Source organism: Bacillus pumilus, assembly GCF_009937765.1.
Taxonomy (GTDB): domain Bacteria; phylum Bacillota; class Bacilli; order Bacillales; family Bacillaceae; genus Bacillus; species Bacillus pumilus_O.
The window spans coordinates 1,296,608-1,312,067 of record NZ_CP047089.1; the positions used below are offsets into that span (position 1 = coordinate 1,296,608).

The 15,460-nt window shown below is 43.3% G+C and carries 16 protein-coding genes and 7 tRNA genes; 22 read left to right on the forward strand and 1 reads right to left on the reverse strand.

The window, feature by feature from the left end; genetic code table 11:
• Nucleotides 1-7 precede the first annotated feature (7 nt).
• From GPS65_RS06230 to GPS65_RS06270, 9 genes are all read left to right on the forward strand, one after another.
• On the forward strand, nucleotides 8-838 hold the full coding sequence (locus GPS65_RS06230; protein ID WP_012008996.1) for an RsbT co-antagonist protein RsbRA: 831 nt from the start codon (nucleotides 8-10) through the stop codon (nucleotides 836-838).
• Between the two features lie 4 nt (nucleotides 839-842).
• Nucleotides 843-1,211 (forward strand): RsbT antagonist protein RsbS, encoded by a 369-nt coding sequence (gene rsbS / locus GPS65_RS06235; RefSeq protein WP_003214235.1) that lies wholly within the window; start codon nucleotides 843-845, stop codon nucleotides 1,209-1,211.
• 2 nt (nucleotides 1,212-1,213) lie between these two features.
• Nucleotides 1,214-1,615, forward strand: a complete 402-nt coding sequence (locus tag GPS65_RS06240) for an anti-sigma regulatory factor (protein ID WP_003214085.1) — start codon at nucleotides 1,214-1,216, stop codon at nucleotides 1,613-1,615.
• A 10-nt stretch (nucleotides 1,616-1,625) separates the two neighbouring features.
• Complete coding sequence (locus GPS65_RS06245) at nucleotides 1,626-2,633, forward strand: PP2C family protein-serine/threonine phosphatase (RefSeq protein ID WP_012008997.1); 1,008 nt, start codon at nucleotides 1,626-1,628, stop codon at nucleotides 2,631-2,633.
• 59 nt (nucleotides 2,634-2,692) lie between these two features.
• Nucleotides 2,693-3,022 (forward strand): anti-sigma factor antagonist, encoded by a 330-nt coding sequence (locus GPS65_RS06250; RefSeq protein WP_012008998.1) that lies wholly within the window; start codon nucleotides 2,693-2,695, stop codon nucleotides 3,020-3,022.
• Nucleotides 3,019-3,507, forward strand: coding sequence for an anti-sigma B factor RsbW (gene rsbW, locus GPS65_RS06255; protein ID WP_012008999.1), 489 nt, complete (start codon nucleotides 3,019-3,021; stop codon nucleotides 3,505-3,507). The genes GPS65_RS06250 and rsbW overlap by 4 nt, the downstream gene beginning before the upstream one ends.
• Nucleotides 3,473-4,261: an RNA polymerase sigma factor SigB gene (gene sigB, locus GPS65_RS06260; RefSeq protein ID WP_012009000.1), complete on the forward strand. Its 789-nt coding sequence runs from the start codon at nucleotides 3,473-3,475 to the stop codon at nucleotides 4,259-4,261. Before rsbW ends, sigB begins: the two co-directional genes overlap by 35 nt.
• Nucleotides 4,261-4,860 carry a PP2C family serine/threonine-protein phosphatase gene (locus GPS65_RS06265; protein WP_012009001.1) on the forward strand — a complete coding sequence of 200 codons (600 nt, stop codon included), beginning with the start codon at nucleotides 4,261-4,263 and terminating at the stop codon, nucleotides 4,858-4,860. The genes sigB and GPS65_RS06265 overlap by 1 nt, the downstream gene beginning before the upstream one ends.
• A 76-nt stretch (nucleotides 4,861-4,936) precedes the next feature.
• Nucleotides 4,937-7,096, forward strand: a complete 2,160-nt coding sequence (locus GPS65_RS06270) for a Tex family protein (RefSeq protein ID WP_161985373.1) — start codon at nucleotides 4,937-4,939, stop codon at nucleotides 7,094-7,096.
• A 20-nt stretch (nucleotides 7,097-7,116) separates the two neighbouring features.
• On the opposite strand, the gene cmpA is transcribed toward GPS65_RS06270, so the two are convergent.
• Nucleotides 7,117-7,251, reverse strand: coding sequence for a cortex morphogenetic protein CmpA (gene cmpA / locus GPS65_RS06275; RefSeq protein ID WP_012009003.1), 135 nt, complete (start codon nucleotides 7,249-7,251; stop codon nucleotides 7,117-7,119).
• A 99-nt stretch (nucleotides 7,252-7,350) separates the two neighbouring features.
• On the opposite strand from cmpA, the gene GPS65_RS06280 reads away from it, so the two are divergent.
• From GPS65_RS06280 to GPS65_RS06340, 13 genes are all read left to right on the forward strand, one after another.
• Complete coding sequence (locus GPS65_RS06280; RefSeq protein ID WP_012009004.1) at nucleotides 7,351-7,824, forward strand: SprT family protein; 474 nt, start codon at nucleotides 7,351-7,353, stop codon at nucleotides 7,822-7,824.
• Nucleotides 7,825-8,016: 192 nt separating this feature from the next.
• A complete protein-coding gene (locus GPS65_RS06285) occupies nucleotides 8,017-8,994 on the forward strand; it encodes a thiamine pyrophosphate-dependent dehydrogenase E1 component subunit alpha (RefSeq protein ID WP_144473604.1) in 978 nt (325 codons plus the stop codon).
• A gap of 20 nt (nucleotides 8,995-9,014) precedes the next feature.
• Nucleotides 9,015-10,052, forward strand: coding sequence for an alpha-ketoacid dehydrogenase subunit beta (locus tag GPS65_RS06290; RefSeq protein ID WP_144473602.1), 1,038 nt, complete (start codon nucleotides 9,015-9,017; stop codon nucleotides 10,050-10,052).
• Nucleotides 10,053-10,069: 17 nt separating this feature from the next.
• Nucleotides 10,070-11,209 (forward strand): dihydrolipoamide acetyltransferase family protein, encoded by a 1,140-nt coding sequence (locus tag GPS65_RS06295; RefSeq protein ID WP_144473600.1) that lies wholly within the window; start codon nucleotides 10,070-10,072, stop codon nucleotides 11,207-11,209.
• Nucleotides 11,210-11,227: 18 nt separating this feature from the next.
• Nucleotides 11,228-12,607, forward strand: a complete 1,380-nt coding sequence (gene lpdA, locus GPS65_RS06300) for a dihydrolipoyl dehydrogenase (RefSeq protein WP_144473598.1) — start codon at nucleotides 11,228-11,230, stop codon at nucleotides 12,605-12,607.
• Between the two features lie 108 nt (nucleotides 12,608-12,715).
• Entirely contained in the window at nucleotides 12,716-14,563 is a 1,848-nt protein-coding gene (locus tag GPS65_RS06305) for a sigma-54-dependent Fis family transcriptional regulator (protein ID WP_144473596.1), read from the forward strand.
• A 209-nt stretch (nucleotides 14,564-14,772) separates the two neighbouring features.
• A tRNA-Asn gene (locus GPS65_RS06310) sits at nucleotides 14,773-14,847 on the forward strand.
• A 4-nt stretch (nucleotides 14,848-14,851) separates the two neighbouring features.
• Nucleotides 14,852-14,942, forward strand: a tRNA-Ser gene (locus tag GPS65_RS06315).
• A 9-nt stretch (nucleotides 14,943-14,951) separates the two neighbouring features.
• Nucleotides 14,952-15,023 (forward strand) — tRNA-Glu (locus GPS65_RS06320).
• A 22-nt stretch (nucleotides 15,024-15,045) separates the two neighbouring features.
• Nucleotides 15,046-15,120, forward strand: a tRNA-Gln gene (locus tag GPS65_RS06325).
• A 29-nt stretch (nucleotides 15,121-15,149) separates the two neighbouring features.
• Nucleotides 15,150-15,225, forward strand: a tRNA-Lys gene (locus GPS65_RS06330).
• Between the two features lie 7 nt (nucleotides 15,226-15,232).
• Nucleotides 15,233-15,315 (forward strand) — tRNA-Leu (locus tag GPS65_RS06335).
• A gap of 48 nt (nucleotides 15,316-15,363) precedes the next feature.
• Nucleotides 15,364-15,447 (forward strand) — tRNA-Leu (locus GPS65_RS06340).
• The last annotated feature ends 13 nt before the right edge of the window (nucleotides 15,448-15,460 follow it).

Below are 15,460 nucleotides of genomic sequence, written 5' to 3' on the forward strand. Positions count from 1 at the left end.
GTAAAACATGTCGAATCATATCGTGTTAGCTTTTGCAAGAAAGCATCAAAAGGAATTAGAAAAAGAGTGGACGGACATTTTAAAACGACTCGGAGAAAAAGAAACGGACATGATGCTGAACGACAAAATGTATGAAACCATCTGTTCGGAATATGTTCAACTCATCATTACATCTCTTTCAGAGGGGGATAATGAGGATTTTGAAGAAAAAGTGCAAAATTTTGCTTTAAAAATTGTTCAAATGGGTATATCACTTAAGTTGCTGGCAAACGGTCTAACGGAAATTCGTACACATTTATATGAAAAAATGAACGATGACAAAGATACAACACAAGAAAGTCATGACCTCATTTGGCAAATCGACCGATTCATCACACCCATCCATAACGAGATTTTAAACCAGTACTCCATCTCATGGGAAAAAACCGTCAGCCTTCAAAAAATTGCGCTGCAGGAACTATCTGCCCCGCTAATCCCAGTATTTGAGCACATCACCGTCATGCCACTTGTTGGAACAATTGATACAGATCGTGCGAAAAAAATTATGGAGAACCTGCTCAATGGTGTCGTCAAACATCGCTCACAGGTCGTCTTAATTGATATCACGGGTGTACCTGTCGTGGACACAATGGTTGCCCACCATATCATACAAGCGTCAGAGGCTGTGAGATTAGTAGGAGCGAAGTGTTTACTTGTCGGGATTCGCCCAGAAATAGCCCAAACGATCGTTAACCTTGGAATTGATTTATCTCAGGTTACAACAAAGAATACCCTTCAAAAAGGAATTCAAACTGCTTTGGAAATGACAAATCGAAAAATTGTTTCATTGGAGGGATAACCAATTGAGAAATCACCCGAAGATTCCAATCTTAAAATTATATAACTGTCTTCTGATTTCAATACAGTGGGAGCTTGATGATCAAACAGCTCTTCACTTTCAAGAAGACTTACTGAATAAAATTCATGAAACAGGAGCAAACGGTGTTGTCATCGATTTAACATCCGTCGATATGATTGATTCATTTATCGCTAAGGTATTAGGCGATGTGATCACCATGTCTAAGCTCATGGGGGCAAAAGTTGTATTAACAGGAATACAACCGGCAGTCGCTGTGACGCTTATTGAACTTGGTATATCGCTGGAAGAAATACAAACAGCACTAGATCTTGAACAAGGGCTTGAGACACTGAAGCGGGAATTGGGGGAATAGATATGAAAGACCAATCCTGTGTAAAAATATTGACGGAATGGGATATAGTCGCAGCAAGACAATTGGGGCGCAATGTTGCAAAAGAACTTGGTTTTGGAACAGTTGACCAAGCAAGAATTACGACGGCCATTTCAGAATTAGCTCGAAACATCTATTTATACGCTGGTAAAGGTCAGATTTGTATAGAAGAAGTGATGGAGCGTGGAAAGCGTGGACTCAAGGTCATCGCAGCCGATGAGGGTCCTGGCATCATGGATATACGTAAAGTGATGGAAGACGGATTTTCTACATCAGGCGGACTCGGAGCAGGCTTGCCGGGCGTCAGAAGACTGATGGATGAATTTAAATTAGATTCTGCACCAGAACAAGGAACGGAGATACAAGCTGTTAAGTGGCTTCGCTAGGAGGGAAACCATGGATTTTAAGGAGGTAATGGAGCAGCGGTACCATCAGCTGCTCAGTCGTTATATCAGTGATTTAACTGAAACATCGCTTTATCAAGCTCAAAAATTTAGCCGTAAAACCATTGAGCATCAAATACCTCCTGAAGAAATAGTGAGTGTTCACCGAAAAGTGATTCAGGAGCTTTACCCTGATTTGCCGGAAGATGTTTTTCATTCACTAGACTTCTTAATTGAAGTCATGATTGGGTACGGACTTGCCTATCAGGAACATTTAACACTTAGAGGCATCCAGCAAGAAATTAAATCAGAAATTGAAATTGCTGCAAATGTTCAGCAAACCCTTCTGGAAACGAAAATTCCAGAAGGAGATACGTTCGATATTGGGGCGATCAGTGTACCGGCAAAACAGATGAGTGGAGATTATTACCACTTTGTGACGGATCACGATACGATTAATATCGCGATCGCAGATGTCATTGGAAAGGGAATCCCGGCTGCGCTTTGTATGTCGATGATTAAATATGCGATGGATTCATTGCCAGAGTCAGGGAGCGGCCCAACTAAAGTGCTGAAAACCCTAAATCGTGTTGTCGAGCAAAACGTAGACCCAAGTATGTTTATCACCATGTTTTATGGCAGCTATAATAAAGAAACACATGAATTTAAATATGCATCGGCTGGTCATGAGCCGGGCTTTTTCTATTGCAATAAAGAGAATCAATTTTACGATTTAGATGCAAAAGGACTTGTCCTTGGGATCGCACCAGATTTTGATTATAAGCAGTATGAGAAGCATCTGGACGTAGGAGATATGGTGATCTTATTCTCTGATGGTGTCACAGAATCTAAATCAGAGGACGGCTTCTTAGAGCGTGAGGATATCAAAGCGCTGATATCAGAGAACCTATCCTATTCAGCTCAGGAAATGGTGGATGCCATCTATGACAGCTTACTTAAGCTGCAAGAATTCCAGCTGCATGATGATTTTACGTTACTTGTCCTTAAAAGGAAGGTTTAGAAAGTGCATAGACGGGTATATAAAATTCAAGGAAACAAGAATTTCGAGGTGAATGCATAATGAATATGTCTGTAAAAGAGCATCAAATAGATCAAAAAACGAAAATTAGTGTCAGTGGAGAAATCGATGTGTACTCTGCTCCTCAGCTAAGAGAAACACTTATGCCTAAAGCCGAGGCGGGAGAGCATCTTGAGATCTGTTTGAAGGATGTTACGTATATGGATAGTACAGGATTAGGTGTATTTGTTGGGCTGTTTAAAGCAGCTCAAAAAGCAGGCGGAACACTAAAGCTTGAAAACTTATCAGATCGGCTTGTAAGGTTGTTTGAAATTACTGGATTAAAGGACATCATTGACATTTCTGCAAAGTCAGAGGGTGGGGTACAATGAACGAAACAGTAGATCTAATCGAGATGAAAATACCGGCGAAACCAGAATATGTAGGCATCATTCGCCTGACTCTTTCAGGCGTAGCGAGCCGAATGGGCTATGTCTACGAAGAGATTGAAGACTTAAAAATTGCCGTCAGTGAGGCTTGTACAAATGCAGTTCAGCATGCCTATAAAGGAAAAGACGGTGAAGATGGAGAGGTAGCTGTTCGCTTTCTTGTCTACGAAGATCGTCTAGAAATCATTGTCGCTGACAAAGGCGGTAGCTTTGACTTTAAGCAAAAGCAAGAAGACCTCGGACCGTATACAACTGCTCATACGGTGGATCAATTGGCAGAAGGAGGTCTTGGTTTATACTTAATGCAAACATTGATGGATGAAGTCGAGGTGCAAGCAAACTCCGGAGTTACCGTTGCGATGACAAAGTTTTTAAACAGGGAGCGAGTTGACCATGACACAACCATCCAAAACTATGAAACTAACTAAAGATGAAGTGGATCGCCTTATCCAAAGCTATCAATCCAATCAAGATGAGCAGGCGCAGCTCACGCTGGTCGAATGCTATACAAACTTGGTCGATATGCTGGCAAAAAAATATTCAAAAGGAAAAAGCTTTCATGAGGATCTCAGACAAGTTGGAATGATTGGTTTACTTGGCGCCATTAAGCGATACGATCCGCTCGTCGGTAAATCATTTGAAGCCTTTGCTATTCCAACCATTATCGGAGAAATCAAACGCTTTTTACGAGATAAAACATGGAGTGTCCATGTACCAAGGCGAATCAAAGAGCTTGGACCAAGAATCAAGATGGCCGTTGATCATCTAACAACAGAGACGCAAAAGTCACCGAAAGTCCAAGAAATTGCAGAATACCTAGATGTGACAGAGGAAGAAGTTCTAGAAACCATGGAGATGGGCAAAAGCTATCAAGCACTGTCTGTTGACCAAGGCGTAGAGGCTGATTCTGAAGGAAGTACAGTCACCATTTTAGACGTTGTCGGCTCACAAGAAGAGGGCTACGAGCGTGTAAACCAAAAAATGATGCTTGAGAGTGTGCTTCATGTTCTGACAGATCGAGAAAAAGAGATTATCAATCTGACTTATTTACAAAATAAGAGTCAGAAAGAAACAGGCGATTTACTAGGGATATCCCAAATGCATGTATCGAGACTGCAACGGAAGGCAGTTAAAAAGCTACGAGATGCATTATCAGAAGATGCGTCTATGGAGCTAGGGTAATGAAACAGATTGAACAGCATGAGCATGTGAATGCCATTATCTATCAATCGAATAAAGAAGGGAAATCATGCTGCGGGGACAGTTTTTTTATTAAAGCAGATGATGAAGAACTAATTTGTGCTGTGGCAGACGGATTAGGCAGCGGTCAGTTCGCCAATGAATCATCTTCTTTAGTCAGCGAAATTGTCGAAGAATATGGACATGAGGATATGACGACCCTCATCGACAGATGCAATCAGGCGATGAAAAATAAACGCGGAGCCACTGTTGGGATCTTAAAGGTGAATTTTTCCCAGCAGCAGTTTACCTATTGTTCGGTTGGTAATATTCGGTTCATCTTGAATGCCCCTTCTGGCGACTATATTTATCCACTTCCGACATCAGGATACTTATCAGGGAAACCTAGAAAATATAAAACATACACCTATTCCTACGAAAAAGGATCGACATTCATTATGTATTCAGACGGACTGAATGTGCCAAACATGAGAATGTGTTTAAAGCATAGTCATTCGGTTGAAGATATTGCCAAACAACTTGAAACATACACACAAGACAAAAAGGACGATCTCACCTATGTACTTGGTCAGCTTACGTAAAATAGCTGACCTTTTTTCTGTTTTACCGATTTTTTTGATACACTAAAAGAGAAGACACAGTGAGAGGATGCAAAGTATGAAGACATCTGACTTTTTATTGAAACAAATTGCAACAGAATTAAAGCTTTCAACCAAACAAATTGAAAGTGTCATCAAGCTCTTAGAGGATGGCAACACCGTCCCGTTTATTGCCCGTTACCGGAAAGAGCAGACAGGCTCGCTGGATGAGGTGCAAATTCAAACCATTTCAGAGCGCTATACATATATCCAAAATGTCATGAACCGAAAAGAAGAAGTCATCCGGTTAATCGCAGAACAAGACAAACTGACGGATGAATTAAAACAAAAAATTGAGCAGGCTCATAAACTGCAAGAGGTCGAAGATTTATACCGGCCATTCAAACAAAAACGTAAAACAAAGGCAAATGTAGCCAAAGCAAAAGGGCTTGAGCCGCTGGCGGAATATATACTCACATTGCCAAGCGATGAGATCGAGAAAAAGGCCGCTTCTTTTATCAACGAAGATAAAGAAGTAACAAGTGTAGAAGAGGCGCTTGAAGGTGCGCAGCATATCATTGCTGAACAGCTGGCAGATGATCCTGATATGCGGAAATGGATTCGTAGCGAAACGTACCAAAAGGGTAGTCTGATCACATCAGGAAAAGACATCGAAAACGATGAGAAAAATGTCTATGAAATGTATTACGATTATCAAGAGCCGATCAAAAAGATAGTGCCGCACCGTGTACTAGCGGTGAATCGCGGAGAGAAAGAAGGCATCTTAAAGGCAGCCATCGAGCCGCCTGCTGAAAATATTCGTTTCTATCTCGACAAACCAGTCATAAAAGGCAAACAGACGACGGCGAGACCGTCTATCGAAGCGGCAATTGACGATGCATATAAACGTCTTATCCAGCCATCCATCGAACGAGAAATCCGCAAAGAGCTGACAGAAAAAGCAGAAGAACAAGCGATTCATATTTTCGCTGAAAACTTAAGAAAACTGCTGCTTCAGCCGCCGATGAAAGGGAAGCGTGTACTTGGAGTCGATCCTGCATTTCGAACAGGCTGTAAGTTAGCCGTCGTGGATGATACAGGTAAAGTCCATCATATCGGCGTCATTTACCCGCATCCGCCAGTGCAGAAAAAAGCGGAAGCGAAACAAAAAGTGAAAGAGATCATTCAATCATCAAATATTGAAGTCATTGCGATTGGAAACGGAACAGCCTCAAGAGAGACTGAACAATTCATTGCAGACCTCATTCAAGAGCTGGATCAGCCGGTCTCCTATTTGATTGTGAATGAAGCAGGAGCAAGTGTATACTCTGCGTCTGCACTGGCGAGAGAAGAGTTTCCAGACCTGCAAGTCGAAGAACGAAGCGCTATATCCATTGCTCGAAGATTACAAGATCCTTTAGCAGAACTCGTGAAAATTGATCCGAAATCTGTCGGGGTAGGCCAATACCAGCATGACGTGAGCCAAAAGCAATTAAACAGCTCGTTAACCTTCGTGGTGGAGACAGTCGTCAACCAAGTCGGTGTGAACGTCAATACGGCTTCACAGGCGCTGCTGCAATATGTGTCAGGTCTTTCAAAAGCCGTTGCAGGGAATATCATCAAGCGCCGCGAAGAGATTGGAAGATTCACAAGCAGAAAAGAATTAAAGGACATTCCAAGACTTGGGGCTAAAACTTATGAGCAGTGTATTGGTTTCCTACGCATCGCAGATGGACAAGATCCACTCGATCGGACAGGCATTCACCCAGAGAGCTATAAAGAAACAAAACAGTTCTTACGCATGATCAAGATGACGCCAGATGATCTTGGCACAGAGCAGTTAAAGGAGAAAATCGCAGAGGTTAAGCTGGATGAAGCAGCAGAGCAGCTTGATATTGGCATCATCACACTACAAGATATCGTCGATCAGCTGACAAGACCTGAGCGTGATCCGCGCGATGAAGTACCAAAACCTCTTTTGAAAACAGATGTGTTGAAATTGGAGGACTTGAAGCAAGGAATGGAGCTGCAAGGAACGGTAAGAAACGTCGTAGACTTCGGCGCATTCGTTGATATTGGCGTCAAGCAGGACGGGCTTGTCCATATTTCTAAGCTCAGCAACCGTTTTGTAAAGCACCCGCTTGACGTTGTATCAGTTGGTGACATTGTGACTGTATGGGTGGACTCCGTTGACCAGGCAAAAGGCCGCGTTGCCCTCTCCATGCTGAAACCAGAATAAACAAAAAAACGAGGCGCACCTCAGGATGGGGTGTGCCTTGATGCGACTGAATGTTTTTTTCTGTAGAAGTACCAGCATTGATTTAGCAACTTGATTTGGTAATGATTTTTTTCAAAAAAAGCCTTCTGCATCTGATTTTTCAGCCAGTTGGGCATCGCCCATTCCTCCTTTGGTCGAAACAGTGGGTGTACCTTCAATGTATGCAAAGGGGAAATTGTCCCGTTCGAGGTTTTTATAGAAAGGAACGATCTTGATTGAAGGAGAGCGAGTTACAGCAGTTAACAGAACATATTTCTGAGCAGTTCTTTGGTAAGACATTCCGTCACCAGGCTGTTTTTAATGACCGTCTCAAAACGACAGGCGGGCGGTATTTACTTGGAACACACAATATCGAACTGAACCGCCGGTACCTAGAGGAACATGGACGAGAAGAATTAATCGGAATCATCAAGCATGAGCTGTGTCATTATCATCTGCATCTTGAGGGGAAAGGCTATCAGCATCGTGACCGTTCCTTTAAAGATTTATTACAACAAGTAGGAGCCCCGCGTTTTTGTACACCGCTAAAGACCGTACAGAATAAAAGACGTGTACAGAAACGACAAGAATATGTTTGCACAGGATGCGGTCAGTATTTTATTAGAAAAAGGCGAATTGATACCTCTCGTTACGTGTGCGGCGTCTGCAAAGGAAAATTAAAATGGCAGCGTACAATCGGTTCAGATTGATAAGCATTCCTTTATGGGATGCTTTTTTTGTGAGAAGAAGTAGACATATTGAGACAAATAGAGATTCAAGTCTCATTTTGTCTCTTTTTTGATCGAAGTGATCCGCTCAAAACTTAAGTTTTCAAGTGCCGTGATGTTGGCACGCTTTTTGCTTGTATAGAAGTGCAAGCAAAAAAGATAGGAGGTTTTATCATGGAAATGGCACTCACAAAAGAAAAAGCCGTTTGGATGTATCAAAAAATGCAGGAAATTCGCCAATTTGAAGATCAAGTACACACTCTTTTTACAAAAGGGATCTTGCCAGGATTTGTCCATCTTTATGCTGGTGAAGAAGCTGTTGCTGTAGGTGTCTGCGCTCATCTGAATGAACAAGACAGTATTACAAGTACACATCGCGGCCACGGTCATTGTATCGCGAAGGGCTGTGATCTAAAAGGAATGATGGCAGAAATCTATGGAAAAGCCACAGGTCTTTGTAAAGGAAAAGGTGGATCTATGCACATTGCAGATTTTGATAAAGGAATGCTAGGTGCCAACGGAATTGTTGGAGGCGGCTTTCCACTTGCGTGCGGGGCAGCCCTCACGGCTAAATATAAAAAGACAAATAATATAAGCGTTTGCTTTTTTGGGGACGGTGCTAACAATCAAGGGACTTTTCACGAAGGAATCAATCTCGCCGCCATCTGGAAACTGCCAGTCATTTTCATCGCAGAAAACAATGGGTACGGGGAAGCGACGCCATTTTCTTATGCTTCAAGCTGCAAATCAATCGTAGAGCGAGCGGCCGGTTATGACATTCCTGGGATTCAAGTAGATGGAAAAGATGTGATGGCTGTTTATCAAGCCGCAGAACAAGCGATAGAACGAGCAAAAAATGGGGAAGGTCCGACATTGATTGAATGCATGACATATCGGAATTATGGTCATTTTGAAGGAGACGCTCAGCGCTACAAAACCAATCAAGAAAAAACCGAACATCAAGAAGAGAGAGATGCGATCGCTCTTTTTAAAAATGAATTAATCAAGCAGCAGCTGCTCACGGATCAAGAAATATTAAGTATTGAAGCGGCTGTAGAAGACGCAATAGATGAAGCCGTAAGATTCAGTGAAGAAAGTGAATATCCAGATCAGACAGAATTATTGACCGACGTATATGTTTCGTATCAATAAATCAGAAGGAGGAGAGGGAAATGACAAGGGAAATCAGCATGTCTAGTGCTTTGAATGAAGCGATTAAAATGGCAATGAGAAGAGACGAAGATGTCATTTTAATGGGAGAAGATGTTGCGGGAGGCGCTCATGTAGATCACTTACAGGATGATGAAGCATGGGGCGGTGTTCTTGGTGTAACGAAAGGAATTGTCCAGGAATTCGGACGTGAGCGTGTCCTTGATACACCAATTAGTGAAGCTGGCTATGTAGGCGCAGCCATGGCAGCTGCTTCAACAGGGCTAAGACCAATTGCGGAACTTATGTTTAATGATTTTATCGGTACTTGTCTCGACCAAGTGCTGAATCAAGGGGCAAAATTTCGGTACATGTTTGGCGGAAAAGCAGAGGTGCCAATCACAATTAGAACGACACATGGGGCGGGTTTTAGAGCAGCAGCTCAGCACTCGCAAAGTTTGTATGCGCTATTTACAAGCATCCCAGGATTGAAAGTAGTTGTACCTTCTTCCCCTTATGATGCCAAAGGGCTGCTGCTGGCAGCGATTGAGGATCAGGACCCTGTCATCTTTTTTGAAGACAAGACGCTTTACAATATCACAGGAGATGTGCCGGAAAGGTATTACACACTGCCGCTTGGGAAAGCAGATGTGAAGAGAGAGGGATCTGATGTAACCATCTTTGCAGTAGGCAAACAAGTGCATACAGCACTCGAAGCGGCAGAGCAATTAGCTGCCCAAGGTATTGAAGCGGAAGTGATTGATCCAAGAAGCTTGTCGCCGCTTGATGAAGAGGCCATTCTGACTTCAGTAGAAAAAACAAATCGACTTGTCATTGTCGATGAAGCAAATCCAAGGTGCGGAATTGCCGCAGATATCTCTTCTTTGGTTGCGGATAAAGGATTTGATTTACTTGACGCGCCAATCAAAAAAGTGACGGCTCCTCATACGCCGGTACCATTTTCACCACCTCTTGAAGATATATATCTGCCAACACCTGATAAAGTTGTGAACACTGTATTAGAGATGATTGGCAAGAGTCATGACAAGATCTTGAACTAGAGAAAGGAGAGAGGGAGATGGCTGTCGAAGTTGTGATGCCTAAATTGGGCATGTCGATGAAAGAAGGAACGGTATCTGTCTGGAATAAAGAGGTCGGTGAGACCGTAAATAAAGGAGAAAGCATTGCAAGCATCAACTCAGAAAAAATTGAAATGGAGATTGAATCACCTGCTGAAGGAACCATATTGGATATAAAAGTGCCCGAGGGAGAAGGTGTACCGCCTGGCACGGTCATCTGCTATATCGGTGAAGGAAATGAACAGGTCGAGGAAAAGAAAGAAAAAGGCCTGTCGCCAAAACAAAAGAAAGAGAGAATTAAAATCTCCCCTGTTGCACGTAAGATTGCTCAAAGTGCTAATCTGGATATTCATACACTAGTGGGAACAGGTCCAGATGGGAGAATCACGAAAGCGGATGTGCTTCGGGCACTTCCTGATGAAAAAGAAAAACAAAAACAACAAAATGAACCAACAAAGCATCAGCCAGTCAGCATGATGCGGAAAACAATTGCCTCAAGAATGATGGAAAGCCTGCAAACAAGTGCACAATTAACCATTACGATGAAAGCGGACGTGACAAAACTGACAAACTTACAACAACAGCTGAATGAAACAGCCATCGCACGTTACGAGACAAAGTTGACCATCACCGATTTTATCGCCAAAGCAGCGATCCTTTCGTTGTTAGAACATCCTGCAATGAATAGTCAATATCATAACGGAGTTGTGGAAACCTTTGAGAATGTTCATCTTGGGATTGCTGCTGCGTTAGATAACGGATTGGCTGTACCAGTCATTCAGCATGCGGAGCGGTTAACGCTGATAGAGCTGGCGAAGAGCATTAAATTGTATGGCAAAAAAGCACGAGAAGGAAAGCTTCTTCATGACGAAATCAGAGGTTCTACCTTTACCATCACCAATCTTGGAGCGTATGGCGTAGAGCATTTCACGCCAATTTTGAATCCGCCGGAAGCGGGGATCCTTGGTATCGGAACAATGTATGACACCCCTGTTTATCGAGAGGATGAATTGTGTAAAGGAACCATCTTGCCACTCAGTCTTACGTTTGACCACCGCGTGCTGGACGGGGCACCTGCGTCTGCATTTTTATCAACGGTCAAAGCACACTTAGAAGAACCAATATCCATTCTTTTATAGGAAGAAGGTGAATGTACCATGACACTGGTCATTATAGGAGGCGGACCAGCAGGTTATGTGGCGGCCATAACAGCCGCCCGTTTTGGCAGGGAGGTTGTGTTAATTGATCAAGGTCAGCTGGGAGGTACCTGCCTCAATGAAGGCTGTATCCCGACCAAAGCACTTTTGCAAAGCGCCGATATGTATGAGCATGTGAAATCGGCTGTACATTTTGGTATAGAGCTTCCAGAACATGAGCCTACCATCCATTGGCATGTTGTCCAAAAACGGAAACAGTCTGTCGTCAAACAGCTCACTGATGGTGTTCGTTACTTGATGAATAAAAACAAAATCACCGTAGTAAATGGAAAGGCTTCATTTCTATCAGCACATGAGCTATTCATAGAAAGTGAAGGAAAGTCTGAAATCATTCAAGCAAAGCAAATCATTATTGCAACAGGGGCTGCGCCTGCTGCTTTACCGTTTGCACCTTTTGATGGCGAATGGATCATTCACAGTAAGGATGCCATGTCACTTTCTTCGATCCCAGATTCACTTTGTATCATTGGGGGCGGGGTGATCGGCTGTGAGTTTGCGAGCATCTATTGCAGAATGGGATCAAAGGTTGTCATGATTGAGCGGGCTCTGCACATTTTACCCGAAGAAGATCGGGAAATCGCACAATGTCTTCACGAACAGCTCGAAGAAACGGGTGTAGACATTTTAACGGCCGCCGCAGTTAAACAGCTTGATTCCACTTCAAGAAATATAATGGTGGAGAATAATCAAGGAGAGCGGTGTGACATCCAGTCGGATCTATGCTTAGTGGCGATTGGCAGAACTCCGCAACTTGAAGAGTTGAATCTTGATCAGATTGGAATTGAATTTGATAGAAACGGAATCTACGTCAATGAACATATGCAAACCAATCTCCCGCATATTTATGCGTGCGGTGATGTGACAGGTGGTGTACAGCTTGCTCATACTGCCTTTCATGAAGGAACAGTTGCGGCATCCCATGCAGCAGGTGAACATATAAAGGTCAATGAACAAGTGATTCCGAGGTGCATCTACACCTCTCCAGAAATCGCCAGTGTTGGTTTAAATGAAGAGAGTGCTAGAAAACAATATGAGGAGATTCGGATCGGGACATGTGCTTTTTCTGCAAATGGAAAGGCATTGATCTTAAATCAACCAGTCGGTCAAGTAAAGGTCATTGTAGAACCGCAATATCAAGAAATAGTAGGCATTTCAATCATCGGACCGCATGCAACAGAACTGATTGGACAAGCGGCGGTGATGATGCATACCGAGCTGACCGCTGATACATTAGAGCAGTTTATTGCGGCACATCCGACACTTTCAGAGGCAATACATGAAGCCTTGCTGCAAACCATTGGCCGAGCGGTGCACTGCTGAACAAGACTCCTTTTCTATCCGATTGACTTCTTGGGTTAGCCAATGATAATTGAAAGCGCTTTTATATTTATCTATAATGAATAAAAAGCCCCCAGAGGAGAGGATGGAATGAATCCGCCGCCTTGTTATTTAAATACGTGGAAACGTTTTGTTCGTGAAGGTTTGCTTGATCAGTCTCGTCTGAATAAGAGAGTGGCAGAATCATGGCATAGGTGTAAACAGGCAAATGTGAATCCGTATTTAGATAAAGGACAGTCGTTGTTAGAAAAGGAATTATTCAGTGCCCAAAAAAAGAAATATTCATTATTTTTAAATGCGGCTCTTCCTTACTTAAATAAAATCAGTCAGCAATTAAAAGAATCTGACATGTTGGCCTTACTCATCGATGCAGACGGTTATGTGCTAAGTCTGGCAGGAAGCGAAAGAACGATGGTGGAAGCAAGAAGAATTAATTTTATGGAGGGGTCGCGCTGGACCGAAACGGATGTAGGGACAAATGCGATCGGAACGGCACTCGTCATCGGAGAAGCGGTGACGATCAACGGAACTGAGCATTTTTCTATCGCCTCTCATCATTGGAGTTGTTCCGCTGCTCCAATTCGCGATGCAGACGGTACAATCATAGGGGTAATTGACATCTCCTGTATGACGGATAACAAGCACCCTTTTATGCTTGGAATTGCTTCAACGGTTGCTTATGCCATCGAGAGAGACATTCAAGTCCAGCAAAAAAGGAGAGAAATGGAGCTGATCACTCATTGTCTCCAGCAGGTGGAAGTAGACAAACCGTATGTGGTCTGTAATGAAAAAAAGCAAATTGTTTCTGCCAGCAGGTCGATTAGAGACCGATTTTCAGACTGGTATGGAATGGATGTCGAGCGGCTTAAGGATCATTCATTTGTTATCCGGGGAAAGCAGATCATTCGATCAGAGCAAGACGGGAAGGTGCTAGGTATATCCTTTTCCTTTGAAGAAGCAGCGAAAAATGACATCACCGTTTCATTTGCTCAATTTCCCGGGGAATCAGGAACAAGTAAGGTATTTCAACAGACACTTAGTCAGATGAAGAAAGCGGCACAAACAGATGCTCATGTATATATTTGGGGAGAAACAGGGACAGGGAAGGAACTTGCCGCTAGAGCCATTCACTCCGCCAGTGAAAGGCATAAGGGGCCGTTTATTGCTGTTAATTGCGGAGCCATTCCTGAAAGTCTGTTAGAAAGTGAGCTGTTTGGCTATGCTGAAGGGGCTTTTACAGGGGCGAAACGTCACGGAGCTAAAGGGAAATTTGAACAAGCCCATAAAGGAACGCTCTTTCTAGATGAAATAGGTGAAATCCCATATGCGATGCAAGTAGCGCTTCTTCGGGTGATAGAAGAAAGGGCAGTCGTACCGCTCGGAGGGACACACGAAATCCCTTTGGATATTCGGATCATCACAGCGACTCACCGTAATATGAACGAACTGCTGAAGGAAGGAAAAATACGAGAAGACTTGTATTACCGTCTTCATGTCTATCCGATCAACATCCCGCCGCTTAGAGAAAGAAAAGAAGACATTCATGATTTATATCGTTATTACCAAAAAAAGCACCACTGGAATGCATCGTTTCCTGAATCACTTTTTCAGAAATTGCAGGAGTATCACTGGCCAGGTAACATACGAGAGCTTTTTAACCTGTTTGAACATTTAAGGGTTCTCTTTCCGAATGGTGGATGGATTGGTGAATCGCAATATGCTTCAGTATTAGAGTTTATTGATCATAAAAAGCAGAAGCTTCATCTAGCAGAGTATACGAAGACACCAAAAGAACTCACATTCAGGGAACGGATTCAAAAGCAAACAGTGGTAGACGCACTGCATAAAACGAAAGGTCATGTGTCAGAAGCAGCGAGGCTATCAGGAGTGCCAAGAAGTACTTTTTATAAGTGGATGCGAAAGTTTCATCTGTCTTAATCTCATGGAAGGCCGCATCAAGGCCCTTGGTCTACGTGAAGAGGCCCGGGGCTTTCTGCCATGTTAAACAAATGGCATGGAAAAAGGCTTGACTGTTATATTAGTATATGTTAAATTATAAAAGCCGTCGCAAATGAAGCAGGAATGAAAAGCTTAAAAATTCTTGACACATTTTTCTGGCATATATATAATGAAACATGTCTTATTATTCCGCAGTAGCTCAGTGGTAGAGCTATCGGCTGTTAACCGATCGGTCGTAGGTTCGAGTCCTACCTGCGGAGCCATAATGGAGAAGTACTCAAGTGGCTGAAGAGGCGCCCCTGCTAAGGGTGTAGGTCGCGTAAGCGGCGCGAGGGTTCAAATCCCTCCTTCTCCGCCATTATTTTATGGCCCGTTGGTCAAGCGGTTAAGACACCGCCCTTTCACGGCGGTAACACGGGTTCGAATCCCGTACGGGTCATGTTTTGTTATTTTTGATTCGTTGGGCTATAGCCAAGCGGTAAGGCAACGGACTTTGACTCCGTCATGCGTTGGTTCGAATCCAGCTAGCCCAGCCATTTTTTATATGTTTTTCTGCATAGCAGATGAGCCATTAGCTCAGTTGGTAGAGCATCTGACTTTTAATCAGAGGGTCGAAGGTTCGAGTCCTTCATGGCTCACCATTGTCACGCGGGTGTGGCGGAATTGGCAGACGCGCTAGACTTAGGATCTAGTGTCTTTATGACGTGGGGGTTCAAGTCCCTTCACCCGCATTGTTTTTTCAAACAGTGCACTTATCAATATATGAGCACATCATACACGCGGTCGTGGCGGAATGGCAGACGCGCTAGGTTGAGGGCCTAGTGGGTGAATAACCCGTGGAGGTTCAAGTCCTCTCGGCCGCATCAATGATACCAA

Coding starts and splice junctions, on each gene's coding strand:
- GPS65_RS06230 (WP_012008996.1), top strand. CDS start 8: ATGTCGAATCATATCGTGTTAGCTTTTGCAAGAAAGCATCAAAAGGAA.
- GPS65_RS06240 (WP_003214085.1), top strand. CDS start 1,214: ATGAAAGACCAATCCTGTGTAAAAATATTGACGGAATGGGATATAGTC.
- GPS65_RS06245 (WP_012008997.1), top strand. CDS start 1,626: ATGGATTTTAAGGAGGTAATGGAGCAGCGGTACCATCAGCTGCTCAGT.
- GPS65_RS06250 (WP_012008998.1), top strand. CDS start 2,693: ATGAATATGTCTGTAAAAGAGCATCAAATAGATCAAAAAACGAAAATT.
- rsbW (WP_012008999.1), top strand. CDS start 3,019: ATGAACGAAACAGTAGATCTAATCGAGATGAAAATACCGGCGAAACCA.
- sigB (WP_012009000.1), top strand. CDS start 3,473: ATGACACAACCATCCAAAACTATGAAACTAACTAAAGATGAAGTGGAT.
- GPS65_RS06265 (WP_012009001.1), top strand. CDS start 4,261: ATGAAACAGATTGAACAGCATGAGCATGTGAATGCCATTATCTATCAA.
- GPS65_RS06270 (WP_161985373.1), top strand. CDS start 4,937: ATGAAGACATCTGACTTTTTATTGAAACAAATTGCAACAGAATTAAAG.
- cmpA (WP_012009003.1), bottom strand. CDS start 7,251: ATGCCCAACTGGCTGAAAAATCAGATGCAGAAGGCTTTTTTTGAAAAA.
- GPS65_RS06285 (WP_144473604.1), top strand. CDS start 8,017: ATGGAAATGGCACTCACAAAAGAAAAAGCCGTTTGGATGTATCAAAAA.
- GPS65_RS06290 (WP_144473602.1), top strand. CDS start 9,015: ATGACAAGGGAAATCAGCATGTCTAGTGCTTTGAATGAAGCGATTAAA.
- GPS65_RS06295 (WP_144473600.1), top strand. CDS start 10,070: ATGGCTGTCGAAGTTGTGATGCCTAAATTGGGCATGTCGATGAAAGAA.
- lpdA (WP_144473598.1), top strand. CDS start 11,228: ATGACACTGGTCATTATAGGAGGCGGACCAGCAGGTTATGTGGCGGCC.
- GPS65_RS06305 (WP_144473596.1), top strand. CDS start 12,716: ATGAATCCGCCGCCTTGTTATTTAAATACGTGGAAACGTTTTGTTCGT.